Genomic DNA, 16406 nt, shown 5'->3' on the forward strand with positions numbered 1-16406 from the left:
GCATATCGGCTTCACTGGCGGAGGCCTCTACGGGAGGTCACCGCCATCGATGCCGATGACATGACCGCTGATATAGGAGCTCTGGCCGCTGGCGAGGAACATGACGAGCGCCGCGACCTCCTCCGGCGTGCCGACGCGGCGCATCGGGTAAGGAGCAACCAGCTGCTCGTTCGTTACCTTCCAATCACGGCGAACGCGTTCGAGCATCGGACTTTCGATCGCGCCCGGTGCGATGGCGTTGATCCGGACATTGCGGCCATATTCCTGCGCCGCACAGCGGGTCATGTGAGCGACTGCTGCCTTTGAAGCCGCATAGGCCAGGATATTCGGGAAAGCGTGGCGTCCGCCAATCGACGCCATGTTGATCATGGCGCCCGCCGACTTCACCAGATGCGGCAGTTCATACTTCATCGACAGGAACACGCCGCGCAGATTGGTGGCGATCTGGTCGTCGAAGCCCACCGGGTCAGTCTCGGCGATGGGCGCCGGCGGCAGGTCTATGCCGGCATTGTTGAACGCGACGTCGAGCCCGCCATACCGTTCGACCACATTCGTCACAAACCGCTCCATCTGAGCGGCATCGCGCACGTCCGACTGGAAATAACTGACTTCACCCCCTTCGACGCGCAGTGCCTTTTCAACCTCGCGGCCAAGCGTGTCCCTGCGACCGTTGAATGCCACCTTGGCTCCTGCACGGGCGAAGGCTGCGACGGTCGCTGCCCCGATGCCGGATGTTCCGCCGGTGACGATGATCGTCTTGCCATGGAAGAGCGCAGGCGTGGCGGCCGACGCGGCTTCGGCAGCGGTGTTGCCGGCCATCGCGCCAGCAGCAATCATACCGGCGAGAACATGCCGGCGCGGAAATGACGGGGTTTCGTCGTGGACGTTTGTCATGGCGTTGATCCCTGTTGAAATCAAGGGATGATAACCACCTCATTCCATCGATAAATGCCGTCTGGATTTCAGGACTAATTAGTCTAAGTTTATAATCATGCGACTGCCTTCCGACCCCTTCTCCGGGCTGAATGCCTTTCTGGCCGTGGCCGAAACGACCGGTTTCAGCACCGCCGCCGCCAGGCTCGGTGTTTCACCGGCAGCTATAAGCCAGGCGATCAGGGCGTTGGAGGCGCGCTTGGGCACGCCATTATTCGTCCGGACCACGCGGCGGGTCCGCCTGACGGAAGCCGGAGCAGCGCTGCTCATGCGCGTTCGCCCCGCTGCCGCCGAGATCAGCGACGCCATCACGAGCGCCGCCGCGATGCAGCAGGAACCATCGGGTCTGCTCCGGCTCACCGTGCCGCGCATGGCGGTGCCTCTCATCATCGATCCCGTATTGCCGGCCTTCCGGCAGGCTCATCCCAAGGTCGCCGTCGAGATAGCCATCGAGGACGCAACGGTCGATCTGCTCGGGCGCGGGTTCGACGCCGGCATTCGCATCGGCGAATATGTCGAACAGGACATGGTCGGCATCAAGCTCACGCGCGATATCAGCTGGTCAGTGGTCGCAGGTCCGGCCTATCTCGCCGCCCGCGGCGTGCCCGCCACGCTTGAAGAACTGGCAACGCACGAGTGCATACGCTACCGATTTCCGTCGTCCGGCGTCGTGTATCGTTGGGAATTCGAGCGCGAGGGCGCGTCCGTCGTCGTCGATCCGCCGGGCAGCATCGTCGTCAATGACGGCGCGCTGCTCGCGTCATTCGCCGTCAGCAATCTCGGCCTCTCCTATGTCGCCGACATTGCCGTCGAGGCAGAGCTCCGTGCCGGATCGCTGGTGCGGGTTCTGGAAGCCTGTTCGCCCACAACGCCCGGGCTTTTCCTCTATTTCCCGCGACGTGCCCAGCAACAGCCGAAGCTGCGCGCCTTCATCGACACGGTAAAGCAGTTGCTGCGGCACCGATGAGATCCGTCAGGGCAGCGTGAACACCTGGCAGGGCATAGCAATGCCGCGCAATTTGTGTTCGCCCAGCGGCACGAGCGGCTGCGTCGTTTCCGCCGCAAAAGCACCGGACAGCAGCACCGTTCGACCCAGCGGACGACACAGGCCTTCGAGACGGCTCACCAGATTCACGGCGGGACCGATCGCGGTGAAATCCAGTCGGTCGGCCGTGCCTATGTTGCCCCACAACATGTCCCCGAGGTGAAGGGCGGCGCCGAACGACAATAATGGCAGATCTTGCGTGGCCCGGGTTCGATTGAGGTGCTCCATGCCCGCGCACGCGGCGGAAACCGCCCGCAACGCCGCGTCGCATGCAGCGGCCGCATTGCGCTCGCCGATCGGGAATATGGCGAGGACTCCGTCGCCGATGAATTTCAGCACCTCGCCGCCGAAGGCATGAACCGCGCCGGCGATGCGGTCGAACCACGCATCCAGCGCTGTAATCACCTCATTCGCAGCGCCCGTCTCCGATAATTCGGTGAAACCTCGCAGGTCGGCGAAAAGCACGGCCGCCGTGATCGTCTGGCCGGGACCCCGGCGCAATCGGCCATCCAGCACCTGCCCGGCGCTTCGACGGCCGAGATATGCCGTGAGCAAGCCGCTCAGCGCCGAGCGCGCCGCGAGCAGGGCCAGCGGCGTGGCGGCGAAGCGTGCTACATCTGCCAGCAAGGCCAACTCCCCGTCGTCAAGCGAACGGCTGGTGGCCCAACCCAGCTGGGCGGCATCGGGCAAGCTCCCCACCTGATCTATCCGCACCGCCCTTGCCCCCAGCCCGTTGAGCCATTCGACAGCCATTTCGCCATGGCCGGGTTCGGCCATCGGCGGTCCGAAACCCAGAGCCTCGATCACCTTTCCGGTGTCACTGCGCCAGAGCCAGGCGCGCCGTTCGATCACCGGATGTGGCGCTGCCTGCGTCAGCATGGCCCCGATCAGCGGTACACCGTCGGCGATCAGCCTTTCAGCGAGCGTGGTGAGGAAAACATCGCCCTCGGACAGGTCGATCGCCTCATCGATCAGGAAGGACAAAGCGGAAGGCAATTGCATCGGGCCGGTCATGAAATTTGTTCCTTGCGCCGGTGCATCATTGGCTTAGATTGCTGGCGGAGACAATGGTCCTGATTTGGAGGCTGGCCAATGACCGAGGCTCTTCACCGTGAGATCGAGATCGCGGCCCCGCAGGCGACCGTATTCGCCTTCCTCACCGATCCAGAGAAGATCATGCGCTGGATCGGCGTGTCGGCAACGGTGGAGCCGCATCCGGGCGGCATCTATCTCGTCAGCCTGAACGACAAATACACGGCGCGCGGCCAGTTCACCGAAGTCATTCCGATCCACCGCCTGGCCTATAGTTTCGGTTGGGAGGGCAATGACAGCGTGCCGCCGGGATCGAGCCTCATCGAGATCGACCTCGTCGAAAAGGGCAGCGGAACCCTGGTACGCTTTACCCATGCCGGCCTGCCGAACGAGCAGGAACGCGCCGATCATGAGAAGGGCTGGAACCATTATCTGCACAGGCTGTCCATAGCCGCCGCCGGAGGCGATCCCGGGCCGGACGTCGAAACGATCTCCTGAACCTCGACCGAGTTCAGCCGCTGGCGTGGCCGATGCGTCCTTTGGGACGTGACGGCCCTCTGCCACTTCGGGAACAAACAAGACGCCGACACATTGGAGATATGCTTTGAACCAGTGAGCCGAAAGGAGCTGTCACGGTGGATATCTCCGTCGCCCGGATTGGATCGAAGAAGAGCCGTGCCCTTTCAAGGATCATAGTCCCCGGCGTCAACGCGTGGCGCCGGGAGCACGCCCGCCGCGTCTCCATGCTTGTCGATGCCGCCGAATATTACGGCTGGCTCGAACGTGCCCTGGCGAAGGCCCGGCGATCGATATTCATCATCGGATGGGATTTCAACGGCCGCATCCATCTGCGGCCGGACCAGGCGAGATCACCCCAGCTCGGGCCCTATTTGCGCCGATTGGCGGAGGAGCGGCCCGACCTTCACATCCACGTCCTCATCTGGTCCGCCGGGCCGATCTATTCAGCCGGCCAGATGCGGTTCTTCCCGCACGAGACGTGGGCCGAACATCCGCGCATCCGTTTCTGCTATGACCGCAGCCATCCGCTGCGTGGCTGCCATCATCAGAAAATCGTCTGCATCGACGACAGGATGGCTTTTTGCGGTGGCATCGACCTTACGATAGAGCGTTGGGATACCCAGCTCCATACGATCGATGATCCGAGGCGAACCGATCCGTCCGGCAAGGCCTATCCGCCGGTGCACGATGTTCAGATTGCGGTGGATGGCGATGCCGCCAATGCCCTCGCGGACCTCGCCCGGGCACGCTGGAAGACATGCACAGGCGAAGAGCTGCAGGCGGTTCGCTCCGATGGAGAAGTCTGGCCGCGCGGCCTCAAGGCGGATATGCGCGAGGTGGAGGTCGCCATAGCGCGCACCCTGCCCGCCACGTTCTCGAGGCGAGGCGTGCGCGAGATCGAGCGCCTCAACGAAGCTGCCATCGCCGCTGCTGCAAGATGCGTCTATGTGGAGACGCAGTATTTCACCTGCCGCAGGTTGGGCAGGCTACTGGCGCAGCGGCTTGCCGAGCCCGATGGACCGGAGATCGTGGTTCTTACGCCGAAGGAGTGCCATGGCACATTCGAGGCCATGTTCATGGGCGGGAATGGCCGCCGGCTGATCAGCCGGCTCAAGCAGGCGGACAAATTCAACAGGCTGCGCGTGCTCTATTCTGCCGTTGCCTCCGGCGACGAACCCGAAACCGACATTTTCCTGCATTCGAAGGTGATGATCGTCGACGACCGCTATATCCGGGTCGGATCGTCCAACCTGAACAATCGCTCGCGCGGCATGGATACGGAATGCGACGTCGCGGTGGAGGCGGTGGAACCGCAGACCCGAGCAGCGATACGCCGCCTGCGGGCGAGATTGCTCGCCGAACATCTCGGAATGGAGGCTTCTGCCGTCATGACCGCCTGCGAGAAGGCAGGTTCGCTGCTGCCCCTGGTCGACAGTCGCGTCACCGGCCGGCGCCGGCTGAAACCCATACAAGCCGGGAACGAGGCCGAAAATGAAGTGCTGCTGACTTCGGTATTCGATCCGTCCAAGGCGATGGCTCCCATGCGCTGGGCCATGCGCGCCGTGCGGGCGCTACGACGACGCCTGCGCCGCAGCGGAGGATGATCGGTTGTCATCCCGTCGCAAAAAGTGCTCGGACAGCAGCAAGAGGGGGAAGCCGAGTGCCAGCGGCAGGAAGAAATACACGCATCTGAAGGCTATGATCGCCCCGATTCCGGCGGAACCCTGCATCAGGAATTGTATCGCCGCTTCGAGAACACCAAGACCGCCCGGCACATGGCTTGCCGTCGCGGCTCCGTTGGCGATCGCATAGACGGCCGCCGTGTCCCAATATCCGACCGGCTGATGGGCGAGCAGCAATTGCTGCAGGCAAGCGGCGATCAGGCCGAAATTGATGGTCCCGAGCCCTATCTGGGCCAGCGCCATACGAAAGGATGGCAGCCGCAATCGCCACGTCCGCAAGGCAAGCGGGCGGCGGATCAGCCAGCACAGAACCGCGTAAAGGACGAGGCTCGCCATCAGCGCAAGCGCGATCATCCGTACATTGCCCGCATCGATGCCGGTGATTTCCGCGGCCCGGTCCGGTCCCATGAACATGGCGATGGCGCACAGCGCCACCAGGCCGACGACGACCGTCATGCCTGAGAAGAGCACCACTTTCGCCACGTCCTCGGCGTACAGTCCCCAGCGGGAATAGAAGCGGTAGCGGATTGCACCACTGCTGAGCGCCGCCAACCCGATATTGTGGCCCATGGAAAGACTGACGAAGGATGTGAGCGCCGCGCGCCAGTAGGGCTGCGGCTTGCCGGCATAAAGCAGGCCGAGCGCATCGAAGCCAGTCAGGCAGGCATAGCTGGCGAAGGCGAAGCCTACCGCGGCGGCGAGCCGCCAGAACGGAATCTGCGCCAGGGATTCGACGATCTCATCCATGCTGTAGCTGCCGACATTGCGGATAAGCAGCCAGCCCGCCAGACAGATCGCTGCGACGAAAAGCAGATTGAGCACAATTCTTCGTATTCGCATCGAACCTCGTCCATATCCAACAGAAATGGAACGGAAGGTGTCGGCAGAAGTTCCTTTCCTTAGGCATTCAAGGGAGAACGGCATCAAGATACTGACCTACAACGTTCACAGCTGCATTGGCAGCGATGCGAAAGCATCGCCGGAGCGTATCGCCGAGGTGATTGCCGACTGCGGCGCCGATGTCGTCGCGCTGCAGGAACTCGATGTCGGCCGTCGCCGCACAGGAGCGATCGACCAGGCTCGATCCATCGCGATACATCTCGGCATGGAAATGTATTTCAACCCCGCCATTCGCATCGCCGAGGAGCAATATGGCGATGCCATCCTGACATCGCTGGACATGCGCCTGGTCAAATCGGCGCCGCTGCCTTCGCTGGCGGAGCAGCGCGGCGCGCTCTGGGTCGAGGTGGAATGGAATGGACGCCCGGTCCAGATCATCAACACGCATCTCGGTCTTTCCAGGCGCGACCGCTCCGGCCAGGTGAGCGCACTGCTGGGGCCGGCATGGCTCGGCCACCCCGATTGCACCTCGCCGAGAATATTGCTCGGAGACTTCAACGCGGTGCGATCGTCGCTCGCCTATCGCCAGATTACCGCGCGGCTCGATGACGCCTGGCGCTCCACCGGCGCCAGGCCCGCGCGAACGTTTCCGGCGCGGCTGCCGCTCCTGCGGCTCGATCATATCTTTGTCGATCGGACCATCCATGTGCGAGAAATCGGCGTCCTGCAAAGCCGGTTGGCCCGCACGGCCTCGGATCATCTCCCGCTCTTTGCCAGGCTGGAGTTCCGCGCCGCCGATGCCCGCGCTGCGGTTGACCGGACAAAGGCCGAGCGCGAAGTCCTATTCGGGGCCGAAGACGCTCCGGCCGCCGAAACCGGCTGAATCGCGGAACTCGCCAGCCACATATTCATCAAGATTGGGTCCCGTCGCATAGGCCTCGAGCTTGCGCGCCTGCACGTCGAGACGCCTGATCGCTTCAAGTTCCTCGGTCTGGCCAAGCCTGTGCTTCCTGACCGCTGATTTGAGCACGTTGATCGTTTCGTCATAGACTTTCAGCGGCACGGGAAAGGGGTGACGGTCCTTGCCGCCATGGGCCAGCGAGAATCGGGCGGGATCCGAAAATCTGCAGGGCGCGCCATGGACGATCTCGGCAACCATGGCCAGCGCCTTGACGGTACGCCCGCCGACGCCCGGCACCAGCAGCAGATCCTCGAAATCCGAGGGGCCGGCTTCTGCGGCAGCCGCCAGATTGCCATGCAGGCGACGCATCACCACATCCTCCTGCCGCACATCATGATGCGCCGGCATGACGAGATGGGGCAATACCAGCTGATCGGACGGCGCGGGCTCGACTTCGTTCAGCCGGGCAAGCTCCCTGACCACGCCCGATGGGCCAAAGGAGCCCAGCAGGTCCAGTTGCGCCGATCGGGAACGCGCCGCCCGCTTGTCCGCCAGGTTGACGATCTCGCCGCCGCCCTGCCCTTCGATCGCCGAATGCGGCGAGTCGAGGAAACTGCTCAGCCCTTCCGACAACCAGTGATATCGCCTGGCCTGGCGGCTGTCGCCATTCATGCCCTGCTGTACCACCACCCATTTGCCGTCATCGGCAATGATGAAGCCGTGCAGATAAAGATCGAACCCGTCCTGCACCGCGGCGCTGTCGACCTTTGCCACCAGCCGGCTGGTGCGTCCAAGCGCGACGCCGTCGATACCGACCCGGTCGCCGATGATCGCAAGCTCGTCGGGCGTCTTGCGGGAATGGGAGCCGCGACCACCACAGACATGCAGCCCGAGTTCGCCCGAAATCGGGTTCAACCCGCGCTTCAACGCGCCGATGACGCTGGTGGTGATACCGGACGAATGCCAGTCCATGCCCATGACCGCGCCGAACGACTGGAACCAGAACGGATGTGAAAGCCGCCGCAGCAATTCATCCCGGCCGTAATGTTCCGCGATGGCCTGGCAGATGAGCGTGCCGATCCGGGTCATCCGGTTACCCAGCCAATGGGGCACGCGCCCGCCATGCAGCGGCAGATCGGCACTGCCGGATCGTTTTGCCAATTCTCTCTCCTTAAACCGTAACCGCCACTATATAGGACATTTCGTTCTTTTGTGGTAAGGCGCGGCGTCTTTTGAACAGCGTTTCGTAGCGCGGCTGGGGAGTATCAAATGACTGAACCGCGATTCAGGACAGCAGAACGAGCAGACCTTCCGGCCATAGTCGCAATGCTGGCGGATGACGAACTGGGAAAGAGCCGCGAGCGCGTCTCCGATCCCGTCGATCCAGCCTATCAGGCTGCATTCGAGGCCATCGAGGCCGATCGCAACCAGGCCCTGGTCGTCGCAGATGATGCCGGCGCGATCGTTGGCTGCCTGCAGCTTTCCTTCATTCCCGGCCTGTCGCGCCTTGGGATGTGGCGTGGCCAGATCGAAAGCGTGCGCATCGCCTCCAGCCATCGCGGCGCAGGGATCGGACGGCGCATGATCCGGCATGCGATCGACATGGCGCGGGCGCGCAACTGCCGGCTGGTTCAGCTGACATCGGACAAGGCCCGGCCGGAGGCCATCCGCTTTTATGAAGAGCTGGGATTTACAGCGAGCCATGAAGGCCTGAAATTGAACCTCTGACGCGCGGCAGCCATCGGGAAAGCAGCGATGAATTTAAGACACCAGATCGTAGCCTTGGCCATCGTCCCGCTCGTGCTGGCGATATTGACCGTGACAGCCTTCATCACCTGGCAATCGACCACATTGGTTCGAAGCAGCATCGGTACGTTCGAGCAGAACATGCTCAAGGCCAAGGAAACGGAATTGCTGAACCTTACCAATCTGGCGCTTTCGGCGATCCACGACGTCTATGAGAATGCGCAGGCTGGCGACGAAGCAGCCAAGGAACGCGTGCGGGCCATCCTCACTTCGCTCGACTATGGCCAGGACGGCTATTTCTTCGTCTATGATTATGACGGCAACAACATCGTCCACCCGCGCCAGACCTTCCGCCCCGGGCACAATTGGCTCGATCTCGTCGATCCTGACGGTGACAAGGTGATCGCCAACCTGATCGACAAGGCGAAACAGGGCGGCGGCATGCACCGCTACAAATGGCAGAAGCCGTCATCGGGCACCATGGGCGACAAGCTTTCCTTCGCCGTCGGCCTCGACAAATGGCGCTGGATGCTCGGCACCGGCGTCTATCTCGACGACGTCTACGTCCAGACTGCTACCGCCAATGCCGATTTTCGCGCCAATATCCGCAAGACGTTCCAGGTCGTGATCATGATCGCCGTCCCGGCCGTGCTCATCGTCTTCGCAACGGGCATGCTGCTGACCCTGCGGGAGCGGCGCATGGCGGATGGCAAGCTGAAGGAGTTGACGCAGCGTATCATCGACACGCAGGAGGAAGAGCGAGCGCGACTGGCGCGGGAACTTCACGACGGCATCTCGCAGAACCTGGTCGGTGTCCGCTATGCGATCGATCTTGCCAGCCGCAAGGTCAGGAATGGCGGCGATGATGCCGCCGGCGCCATCGACAAGGGAGCGGATGCGCTGAACGTCGCCATCAAGGAAGTTCGCCGTCTTTCGCATGATTTGCGGCCGCGCGTGCTCGACGATCTCGGCCTCACTTCCGCACTGCAGGCGCTCAGCAGCAATTTCGCCGAGCGGACGGGGATCGAGACATCGCTGGACGCTTCCGCCTTCGACACCCGACCGAAGGCGGAAGCGAGCACGGCGCTCTATCGCGTTGCGCAGGAGGCGCTGAACAATATCGAGCGGCATTCGGGTGCTTCGCGCGCTGCCATCCGGCTGTGGAGCGACCGCGGCCGTATCAGGATGACCATCGAAGACAATGGCAATGGTTTCGAGGAGGTTGCGGGCAAGGACAGGAACGCCGGCGGCGGTCTCGGATTGCGCAACATGCAGGAACGAATGGCTCATTTCGACGGATTGCTGGTGGTCAAGACGGCAGCGCAGGGCACGACGCTGATCGCAACCTTGCCAAGATCGGCGGCCGCAAGCGCGGATGTCGGGCTGGAGGCGGCATGACGGACGGCAACAAGATAAAGGTCCTGCTGATCGACAACCATCCGCTGGTTCTCGACGGGCTGCGCGCCGTCCTCGAAACCTTCGGCCACATCGAGATCGTCGGAACCGCCGCGCTGGCGCAGACGGGGCTTGAAATCGCCAGGCAAACCCGGCCGGCGGTCATATTGATGGACATCAACATGCCCAAGCTCAGCGGCATCGATGCCATAGAACTGTTCCGCAACGAATTGCCGAATTCTCGCATCCTGATGTTGTCCATGCATGACAGCAAGGAATATATCTCGACTTCGGTCATGCGCGGCGCATCGGGTTACCTGCTCAAGGATGTCTCCACCAACGAAATCGTGACGGCGATAGAAACGGTCGCCGCGGGCAAGAGTTTCTTCTCCTCGGGCGTCTCGGAAGTGCTGCTGGAGCGCCAGGAGAGCGAGGGCGATGTTCACCTGACCGCACGCGAGCAGGAAGTTCTGCTGCTGCTGGCCGGTGGCAAGAGCAACCGCGACATCGCCAGTTCCCTTGCCATTACGGAAGCGACCGCCGAAACCCATCGCAAGAACATCAAGAAGAAGCTCGGGATCGCAAGTACCGCCGGATTGATACGGTTCGCCCTGGAAAAGGGCCTGTCACGGCCGGAATCCTGAAAATTACATATACCCACAAGTGGGTAGAGTATTGTAAATAGACGTAAGAGCGGGCTTGCGCGGAACGGCCGTTTGGCCATAACACGCGGAACTAATGACACGGCTGTCGAACAGCTGGATCTCGGGAGGATTTCACATTGTCAGGTCTGTTGTCCCTGTCGCGCGCCATCGACGCCATCAATACATTTCTCGGCAAGGCCGTCTCCTGGCTGTTGCTGGCCGCCGTATTGATCAGCGCCATCAACGCGACAACGCGAAAACTGTTCAATCTCAGCTCCAATGCCTGGCTGGAGGCGCAGTGGTACCTGTTCTCCGCAGCGTTCCTCGTTGCGGCCGCCTGGACACTCCTGCACAGCGAACACGTGAAGGTTGATCTTGTCTACGGCCGGCTCAGCCGCCGCACGCAGCTCTGGATCGAGGTTCTCGGCACCATCTTCTTCCTCTTCCCGTTCTGCCTCATCACCATCTACCTCTCCTGGCCGATCGTCGTCGCAAAATATGTCAGCGGAGAAATCTCCAACAATACCGGCGGCCTGGTCCTCTGGCCTGTCTGGCTGTGCATTCCCATCGGCTTCGGGCTGCTGGCTCTCCAGGGCCTCTCCGAACTGATAAAACGCGTTGCGATACTTCGGGGCGACATGCCCGATGCGATCGCCATCGCAGACGCCGAAGCCCAGATACTCTAAGCCGGGAACCCCAGTCATGTTCGCATTCTTCGCGGAAAACCTTGCGCCTATCATGTTCCTTTCGCTGATAGTCGTGCTGCTTCTCGGCTATCCGGTGGCGTTCGCGCTCGCCTTTGTCGGCTTTTCCTTCGGCCTTATCGGCATCGAAATGGGATTGCTGCCGATCAATCTCTTCGGCGCCATACCCGACCGCATCTTCGGCCAGATGTCGAACGAAACGCTGCTGGCAATTCCGTTCTTCACCTTCATGGGCCTGGTGCTCGAACGAAGCGGCATGGCGGAAGACCTTCTCGATACGATCGGCCAATTGTTCGGCCCGATCAGGGGCGGCCTGGCATTCGCCGTGATCTTCGTCGGCGCCATTCTCGCGGCAACGACAGGCGTGGTTGCCGCCTCGGTCATCTCGATGGGCCTGATTTCCCTGCCGATCATGCTGCGCTACGGCTATGACAGGCGCGTCGCCGCCGGCACGATCGCAGCTTCTGGCACCCTCGCCCAGATCATACCGCCAAGCCTCGTCCTCATCATTCTCGCCGACCAGCTCGGCCGTTCCGTCGGTGACATGTACAAGGGCGCCCTGGTTCCCGGCCTGCTGCTGGTTGCCCTCTATGCGGCCTACATCATCGTCATGTCGATGCTGCAACCCGCCAGCGTCCCGGCACTGCCGGCGCAGGCCCGCACCTTGCGGGGCTGGAAACTCGCCGGCCGGGTCGTGACCTCGCTGGTGCCGCCACTGGTGCTGATCTTCCTCGTGCTCGGCACGATCTTCATCGGCCTCGCCACGCCGACCGAAGGCGGCGCGATGGGTGCGGTCGGAGCGCTGGTGCTCGCCGCTGTCAATCGCCGCCTCGACCTGACCATGGTGAAATCCGCCCTCTATTCCACGGCGCGGCTTTCCTCCTTCGTCATCTTCATCCTGCTCGGCGCCCGTGTATTCTCGCTGACGTTCTATGGCGTGAACGGGCATGTCTGGGTCGAGCATCTGATGACCTCGATACCCGGCGGCGAAGTCGGCTTCCTGATCGTCGCCAACCTTCTCGTGTTCTTCCTGGCGTTCTTCCTCGATTATTTCGAGCTCGCCTTCATCATCATTCCGCTGCTGGCGCCGGTCGCCGACAGTCTCGGCATTGACTTGATCTGGTTCGGCGTCATGCTGGCGATCAACATGCAGACGTCATTCATGCACCCGCCCTTCGGCTTCTCGCTGTTCTACCTGCGTTCGGTTGCTCCGACGCGCCCCTACAAGGACCGCGTGACCGGCGAGACGATCAAGCCAGTGACCTCCGGCCAGATCTACATGGGAGCCCTGCCGTTCCTTGGAATCCAGCTGGCGATGGTTGCTCTGGTGATCGCCTTCCCGCCGCTGGTGACCCACTACAAGTCGGGCCAGACCATCGTCGACCCCGCATCGATCAAATTGAATGTTCCAATGCCCGGAGCGGATGGCGCCAATCCTTTTGGCACCCCGGCACAGCCCTTCGGAGCGCCCGAACCCTCTGAAGGACAGCCCGCAGCCCCCTCGTTCGGCGCGCCCCCTGCCCCCGATTTCGGTTCGCCGACACCCAGCTTTGGTGCTCAACCGCAAGAGGCACCGAAAAACTAAACCCGGTGCCGGTAGCGGCACGGGCAATCGATAATCCGGAGGAGAGAAATAATGACGAACGGTCTCAACAGACGTAACTTCCTGACCAAGGGGGCGATCGGCGGCGCCGCCACAGTCGCCGGCGCGGCGCTGGCCAAGCCGGCCATCGCCCAGGAACTGCCGACCATCAAATGGCGGCTGACCTCGGGCTTCCCGAACAATCTCGACACCATCTATGGCGGCGCGGTCGTCATGGCAGAGGCCCTGTCGAAGATGACCGAGGGCAAGTTCCAGATCCAGGTGTTCCAGGCCGGCGAACTTCTGCCGGGCCCGCAGGCCCTGGACGCGGTGAAGGCGAACACGGTGGAGATCGCGCATACCTGCGGCTATTATTTCACCGGCAAGGACCCGACATTCGCCATCGGCTCGACCATCCCCTTCGGTCTCAATGCGCGCCAGCAGAACGCCTGGCTCTATCACGGCGGCGGCAACGAACTCTATGACGCGTTCCTTGCAGACTACGGAATGGTGGCCAAGCCGGGCGGCGGCACGGGCGCGCAGATGGGCGGCTGGTTCCGCAAGCCGATCACCAACCTTGCCGATCTGAAGGGCGTGAAGATGCGCATTGCCGGCGTTGCCGGTGAGGTCATGTCGCGTCTCGGCGTCGTTCCGCAGCAATTGCCGGGCGGCGACATCTATCCCGCGCTCGAGCGCGGCACGATCGACGCGGCGGAATGGGTCGGTCCCTATGATGACGAACGCCTCGGCTTCTACCAGATCGCGCCCTATTACTATTATCCGGCCTATTGGGAAGGTGGCCTCACGATCCACTTCTTCATCAACAAGGCGCAGTATGAAGGCCTGCCGGAAGCGTACAAGGTGGCACTCGACACCGCGTGCAAGGCTGCAAACGTCAACATGCAGGCTCTCTACGACGTCAAGAACACCGCGGCGATCCGTTCGCTCGTCGGCAAGGGCGTCAAGCTCAGCCCGCTGCCGCGCGACGTGATGGACGCCGCCTACAAGACGACATTCGAGCTCTACGCTGAATATGGCGAAAAGCACCCGAGCTGGTCGAAGATCTATCCGGCCTGGAAGAAATTCCGCGATGAATCCTTCGAATGGTTCCGCGTCGCCGAATACAGCTATGACAGCTATGTCTATTCGGCACAGGCTGGCGGCAAATAATAACGGCGATAGCGCTGAGGGGCGACGGGATGGGCCACGGCCCGTCCCGTCTTTCGTTTCGGCCGGGGATCAGAGCTTTCTCTGCACGGCTTCCATGATCAGCTTGGCGCCGAGAGCGCCCATGACCGCGCTCGCCGTGTAATCCAGCCATTGCTTCAGCCGGGCATAGACACGGCGCACGCGGCCGCCGGAAAAGGCCAGTGCGACGATGGCATACCAGCCCGCCTCGACCAGAAACAGCGTTGGCGGCAAGACCAGCAGCAACCAGAGCGACGGAGCCGGCGGCATGATCGCGGCGAAGATACTCGCATAGAAGATCGAGGTCTTGGGATTGCTGAGCTGCGTCATGAGCCCGATGCCGAACGCACGCGCGAGGCTCAGTTCGCTCCACCCGCGAGAACTCCCCGTGGCCTCTATCGGCTGGCGCGCACCCCGGAATATTCCGTAGGCCATGTAGAGCAGATAGGCGCCGCCGACGAATTTGAAGGCGAAATAAAGCCATTCGAACTTCATGAGCAGAGCCGTGAGCCCGAGCACCGCGAGCGTGGCGAATATCAATCCGCCTGTGCCCATGCCAAGCGCTGCGGCAAGGCCGTGCGAGCGGGTTGTGGACAGCGACATCCTGGACACCAGAACGAAGCTCGGACCGGGACTGATCGCCCCGACCGCGATCGCCGCGATTATGCTTGCAAGGACGGTGACTGCATCCATGGTACTCTCCTTTTCGGGCGGCCGGCGGCGCGCTATCCGGTTCGAGGCTACATCATCCGGCGGGCTTGGCAACAGTTCGTTCGAGCGTGAACAAATCCTGGGCCCTGCCGACGCCGCGCAGGGCGAAGCGGCCGACCGACACCAGGGCCTGGCGCTTCTTCGCCGGCAGCGCTGCGGCGAAACTATCGGATACGAGCACCGTCTGGTCGACTGACCGGCACATCGAGGCGATGCGGCTCACCTCGTTGACCGCCGGCCCGACGACCGTGAAATCGAGCCGCGTATCGCTGCCGATATTGCCGTAGAAGACTTCGCCGATATGCATGCCGAGATAGACGTCGGTGGCGGGCAAGCCTGCTGCGCGGCGCCTCTGGTTCAAAATCTTCAACTTCTTGCGCAGCAGCCTCTCCGCCTTGAGTGCAGCGGCGCAGGCAGCGGCCGAGCGCGGATTGGTGAAGATCGCCAATGTGCCGTCGCCGATGAGCTTCAGCACATCGCCACCGGCCTCATGGATGGAAGAAATCACGGCCTCGGCATAGTCGTTCAGCATCGGGATGATCTCGTCCGGGGCAGCCGTATCGGATATGCGCGTATAGCCACGCAGATCGGAATACCACAGCACCGCTTCCATCCGCTCGGCCGCGCCGCGGTTGATGCGACCGGCGAGGACCCTGCGCGCGGCATCATGGCCAAGATAGACGTCCGCGAGGGTCTGGACGATGCGGGAAAGCGACGTGCACTTGATGGCGAGGCCGAGGCCTCGCACCAGACGCCGGATTGCGGCCAGTTCCTCCTCGCTGAAGCCATCCGGCGCATCGGTCGACCATTGCGAATAAAAACAATCCATTTCGCCGATGCTGCCCTCGCTCGAGAAGCGGTGTATCAAGGCGAGATAGTCGGTGCAGCCTTCGGATTTGAGCGTCACGAGGTGGCGGAATTCCGGCGTGTCTATCTGCCCGATGAACTGGCGCATCTCGTCCTCGTTGCGCTGAAGCATGCGATAAAACGTCGAACTCTGCCAGTTATCCGCGCTTTCACCCTGCTGCGACGAACCGTATTCGATGATGGCGCGCTCGACCTGCCCTTCACGGCGCCAGAGGAACACCCGTCCCTCATAGATCGGATGCAACGTGTCGACGAAGCAATTCGCGCGCTCCAGCCTTATGCCCGCATCGAGACAGCGCGCGCAGAACCCGTTCATCAGGTCCGTTTCGCTCGTGCCCGAAAGACCCTGCGTATCGAGCCAGGCCTCAATTTCAACCAGTTTGGAATCGTCCATGGGAGTGCTCGCGATCGTTGGCGAAGGCGTATCACGTTTGGCCCCGTTGGAAAACTCGTCCCCTGTTCGTAGCGTTCCTCAAACTTAAGTAGCATTGACACTCGGCAGAGGCGGTGGCTCTATGTGACCAAGGCCGAATTATTTCTCGGCGCCATCGATATTTTTCCGAATTATTGTTCAACTGCAAGTATTTGAAAGCATTGTATTGCGTATCGCATCATTT

General features: G+C 62.1%; 16 protein-coding genes. 10 read left to right on the forward strand and 6 right to left on the reverse strand.

The features are described 5' to 3' along the window. Nucleotides 1-27: 27 nt before the first annotated feature. Nucleotides 28-894, reverse strand: a complete 867-nt coding sequence (locus OSJ75_RS22195; protein ID WP_267229570.1) for an SDR family NAD(P)-dependent oxidoreductase — start codon at nucleotides 892-894, stop codon at nucleotides 28-30. A 97-nt stretch (nucleotides 895-991) separates the two neighbouring features. On the opposite strand from OSJ75_RS22195, the gene OSJ75_RS22200 reads away from it, so the two are divergent. Then, nucleotides 992-1900, forward strand: a complete 909-nt coding sequence (locus tag OSJ75_RS22200) for a LysR family transcriptional regulator (protein WP_267229571.1) — start codon at nucleotides 992-994, stop codon at nucleotides 1898-1900. Nucleotides 1901-1906: 6 nt separating this feature from the next. Here the strand turns inward: OSJ75_RS22200 and OSJ75_RS22205 are convergent, their stop codons facing one another. After that, nucleotides 1907-2980, reverse strand: a complete 1074-nt coding sequence (locus tag OSJ75_RS22205) for an adenylate/guanylate cyclase domain-containing protein (RefSeq protein WP_267229611.1) — start codon at nucleotides 2978-2980, stop codon at nucleotides 1907-1909. 90 nt (nucleotides 2981-3070) lie between these two features. Between OSJ75_RS22205 and OSJ75_RS22210 the strand changes: the two genes are divergently transcribed. Then, nucleotides 3071-3508, forward strand: a complete 438-nt coding sequence (locus OSJ75_RS22210; RefSeq protein WP_250017664.1) for an SRPBCC family protein — start codon at nucleotides 3071-3073, stop codon at nucleotides 3506-3508. Nucleotides 3509-3645: 137 nt separating this feature from the next. Continuing rightward, complete coding sequence (locus OSJ75_RS22215) at nucleotides 3646-5133, forward strand: phospholipase D-like domain-containing protein (protein WP_267229572.1); 1488 nt, start codon at nucleotides 3646-3648, stop codon at nucleotides 5131-5133. Here OSJ75_RS22215 and OSJ75_RS22220 read toward each other — a convergent pair. Beyond that, the gene (locus OSJ75_RS22220) at nucleotides 5101-6051 is read right to left on the reverse strand and encodes a lysylphosphatidylglycerol synthase domain-containing protein (protein ID WP_267229573.1); all 951 of its coding nucleotides are present in this window, start codon (nucleotides 6049-6051) and stop codon (nucleotides 5101-5103) included. The genes OSJ75_RS22215 and OSJ75_RS22220 overlap by 33 nt on opposite strands. A 25-nt stretch (nucleotides 6052-6076) precedes the next feature. Here OSJ75_RS22220 and OSJ75_RS22225 point away from each other — a divergent pair, with 25 nt between their 5' ends. Beyond that, the gene (locus OSJ75_RS22225) at nucleotides 6077-6934 is read left to right on the forward strand and encodes an endonuclease/exonuclease/phosphatase family protein (RefSeq protein WP_416362601.1); all 858 of its coding nucleotides are present in this window, start codon (nucleotides 6077-6079) and stop codon (nucleotides 6932-6934) included. Here the strand turns inward: OSJ75_RS22225 and OSJ75_RS22230 are convergent. Next, nucleotides 6893-8113: a DUF763 domain-containing protein gene (locus OSJ75_RS22230; RefSeq protein WP_267229576.1), complete on the reverse strand. Its 1221-nt coding sequence runs from the start codon at nucleotides 8111-8113 to the stop codon at nucleotides 6893-6895. The two genes, OSJ75_RS22225 and OSJ75_RS22230, sit on opposite strands and share 42 nt — an antisense overlap. A gap of 108 nt (nucleotides 8114-8221) precedes the next feature. Here OSJ75_RS22230 and OSJ75_RS22235 point away from each other — a divergent pair, with 108 nt between their 5' ends. From OSJ75_RS22235 to OSJ75_RS22260, 6 genes are all read left to right on the forward strand, one after another. Beyond that, nucleotides 8222-8680, forward strand: coding sequence for a GNAT family N-acetyltransferase (locus tag OSJ75_RS22235; protein ID WP_267229577.1), 459 nt, complete (start codon nucleotides 8222-8224; stop codon nucleotides 8678-8680). A 27-nt stretch (nucleotides 8681-8707) separates the two neighbouring features. Continuing rightward, nucleotides 8708-10096, forward strand: a complete 1389-nt coding sequence (locus OSJ75_RS22240) for a cache domain-containing protein (RefSeq protein ID WP_267229578.1) — start codon at nucleotides 8708-8710, stop codon at nucleotides 10094-10096. Continuing rightward, the gene (locus OSJ75_RS22245; protein ID WP_250017637.1) at nucleotides 10093-10737 is read left to right on the forward strand and encodes a response regulator transcription factor; all 645 of its coding nucleotides are present in this window, start codon (nucleotides 10093-10095) and stop codon (nucleotides 10735-10737) included. The genes OSJ75_RS22240 and OSJ75_RS22245 overlap by 4 nt, the downstream gene beginning before the upstream one ends. Nucleotides 10738-10874: 137 nt before the next feature. Further along, a complete protein-coding gene (locus tag OSJ75_RS22250) occupies nucleotides 10875-11423 on the forward strand; it encodes a TRAP transporter small permease subunit (RefSeq protein WP_250017634.1) in 549 nt (182 codons plus the stop codon). Between the two features lie 16 nt (nucleotides 11424-11439). After that, nucleotides 11440-13026 carry a TRAP transporter large permease gene (locus OSJ75_RS22255; protein WP_267229581.1) on the forward strand — a complete coding sequence of 529 codons (1587 nt, stop codon included), beginning with the start codon at nucleotides 11440-11442 and terminating at the stop codon, nucleotides 13024-13026. 51 nt (nucleotides 13027-13077) lie between these two features. Further along, a complete protein-coding gene (locus OSJ75_RS22260) occupies nucleotides 13078-14193 on the forward strand; it encodes a TRAP transporter substrate-binding protein (protein ID WP_267229582.1) in 1116 nt (371 codons plus the stop codon). A gap of 69 nt (nucleotides 14194-14262) precedes the next feature. On the opposite strand, the gene OSJ75_RS22265 is transcribed toward OSJ75_RS22260, so the two are convergent. Together OSJ75_RS22265 and OSJ75_RS22270 are read right to left on the reverse strand one after the other, a co-directional pair. Next, nucleotides 14263-14904 carry a LysE family translocator gene (locus OSJ75_RS22265; protein WP_267229584.1) on the reverse strand — a complete coding sequence of 214 codons (642 nt, stop codon included), beginning with the start codon at nucleotides 14902-14904 and terminating at the stop codon, nucleotides 14263-14265. A 52-nt stretch (nucleotides 14905-14956) separates the two neighbouring features. Further along, nucleotides 14957-16183 carry an adenylate/guanylate cyclase domain-containing protein gene (locus tag OSJ75_RS22270; RefSeq protein WP_267229585.1) on the reverse strand — a complete coding sequence of 409 codons (1227 nt, stop codon included), beginning with the start codon at nucleotides 16181-16183 and terminating at the stop codon, nucleotides 14957-14959. Between the last annotated feature and the right edge of the window lie 223 nt (nucleotides 16184-16406).

The sequence above is a fragment of the Phyllobacterium sp. 0TCS1.6A genome, assembly GCF_026420825.1.
In the GTDB taxonomy this organism is placed as follows: Bacteria; Pseudomonadota; Alphaproteobacteria; order Rhizobiales; family Rhizobiaceae; genus Phyllobacterium.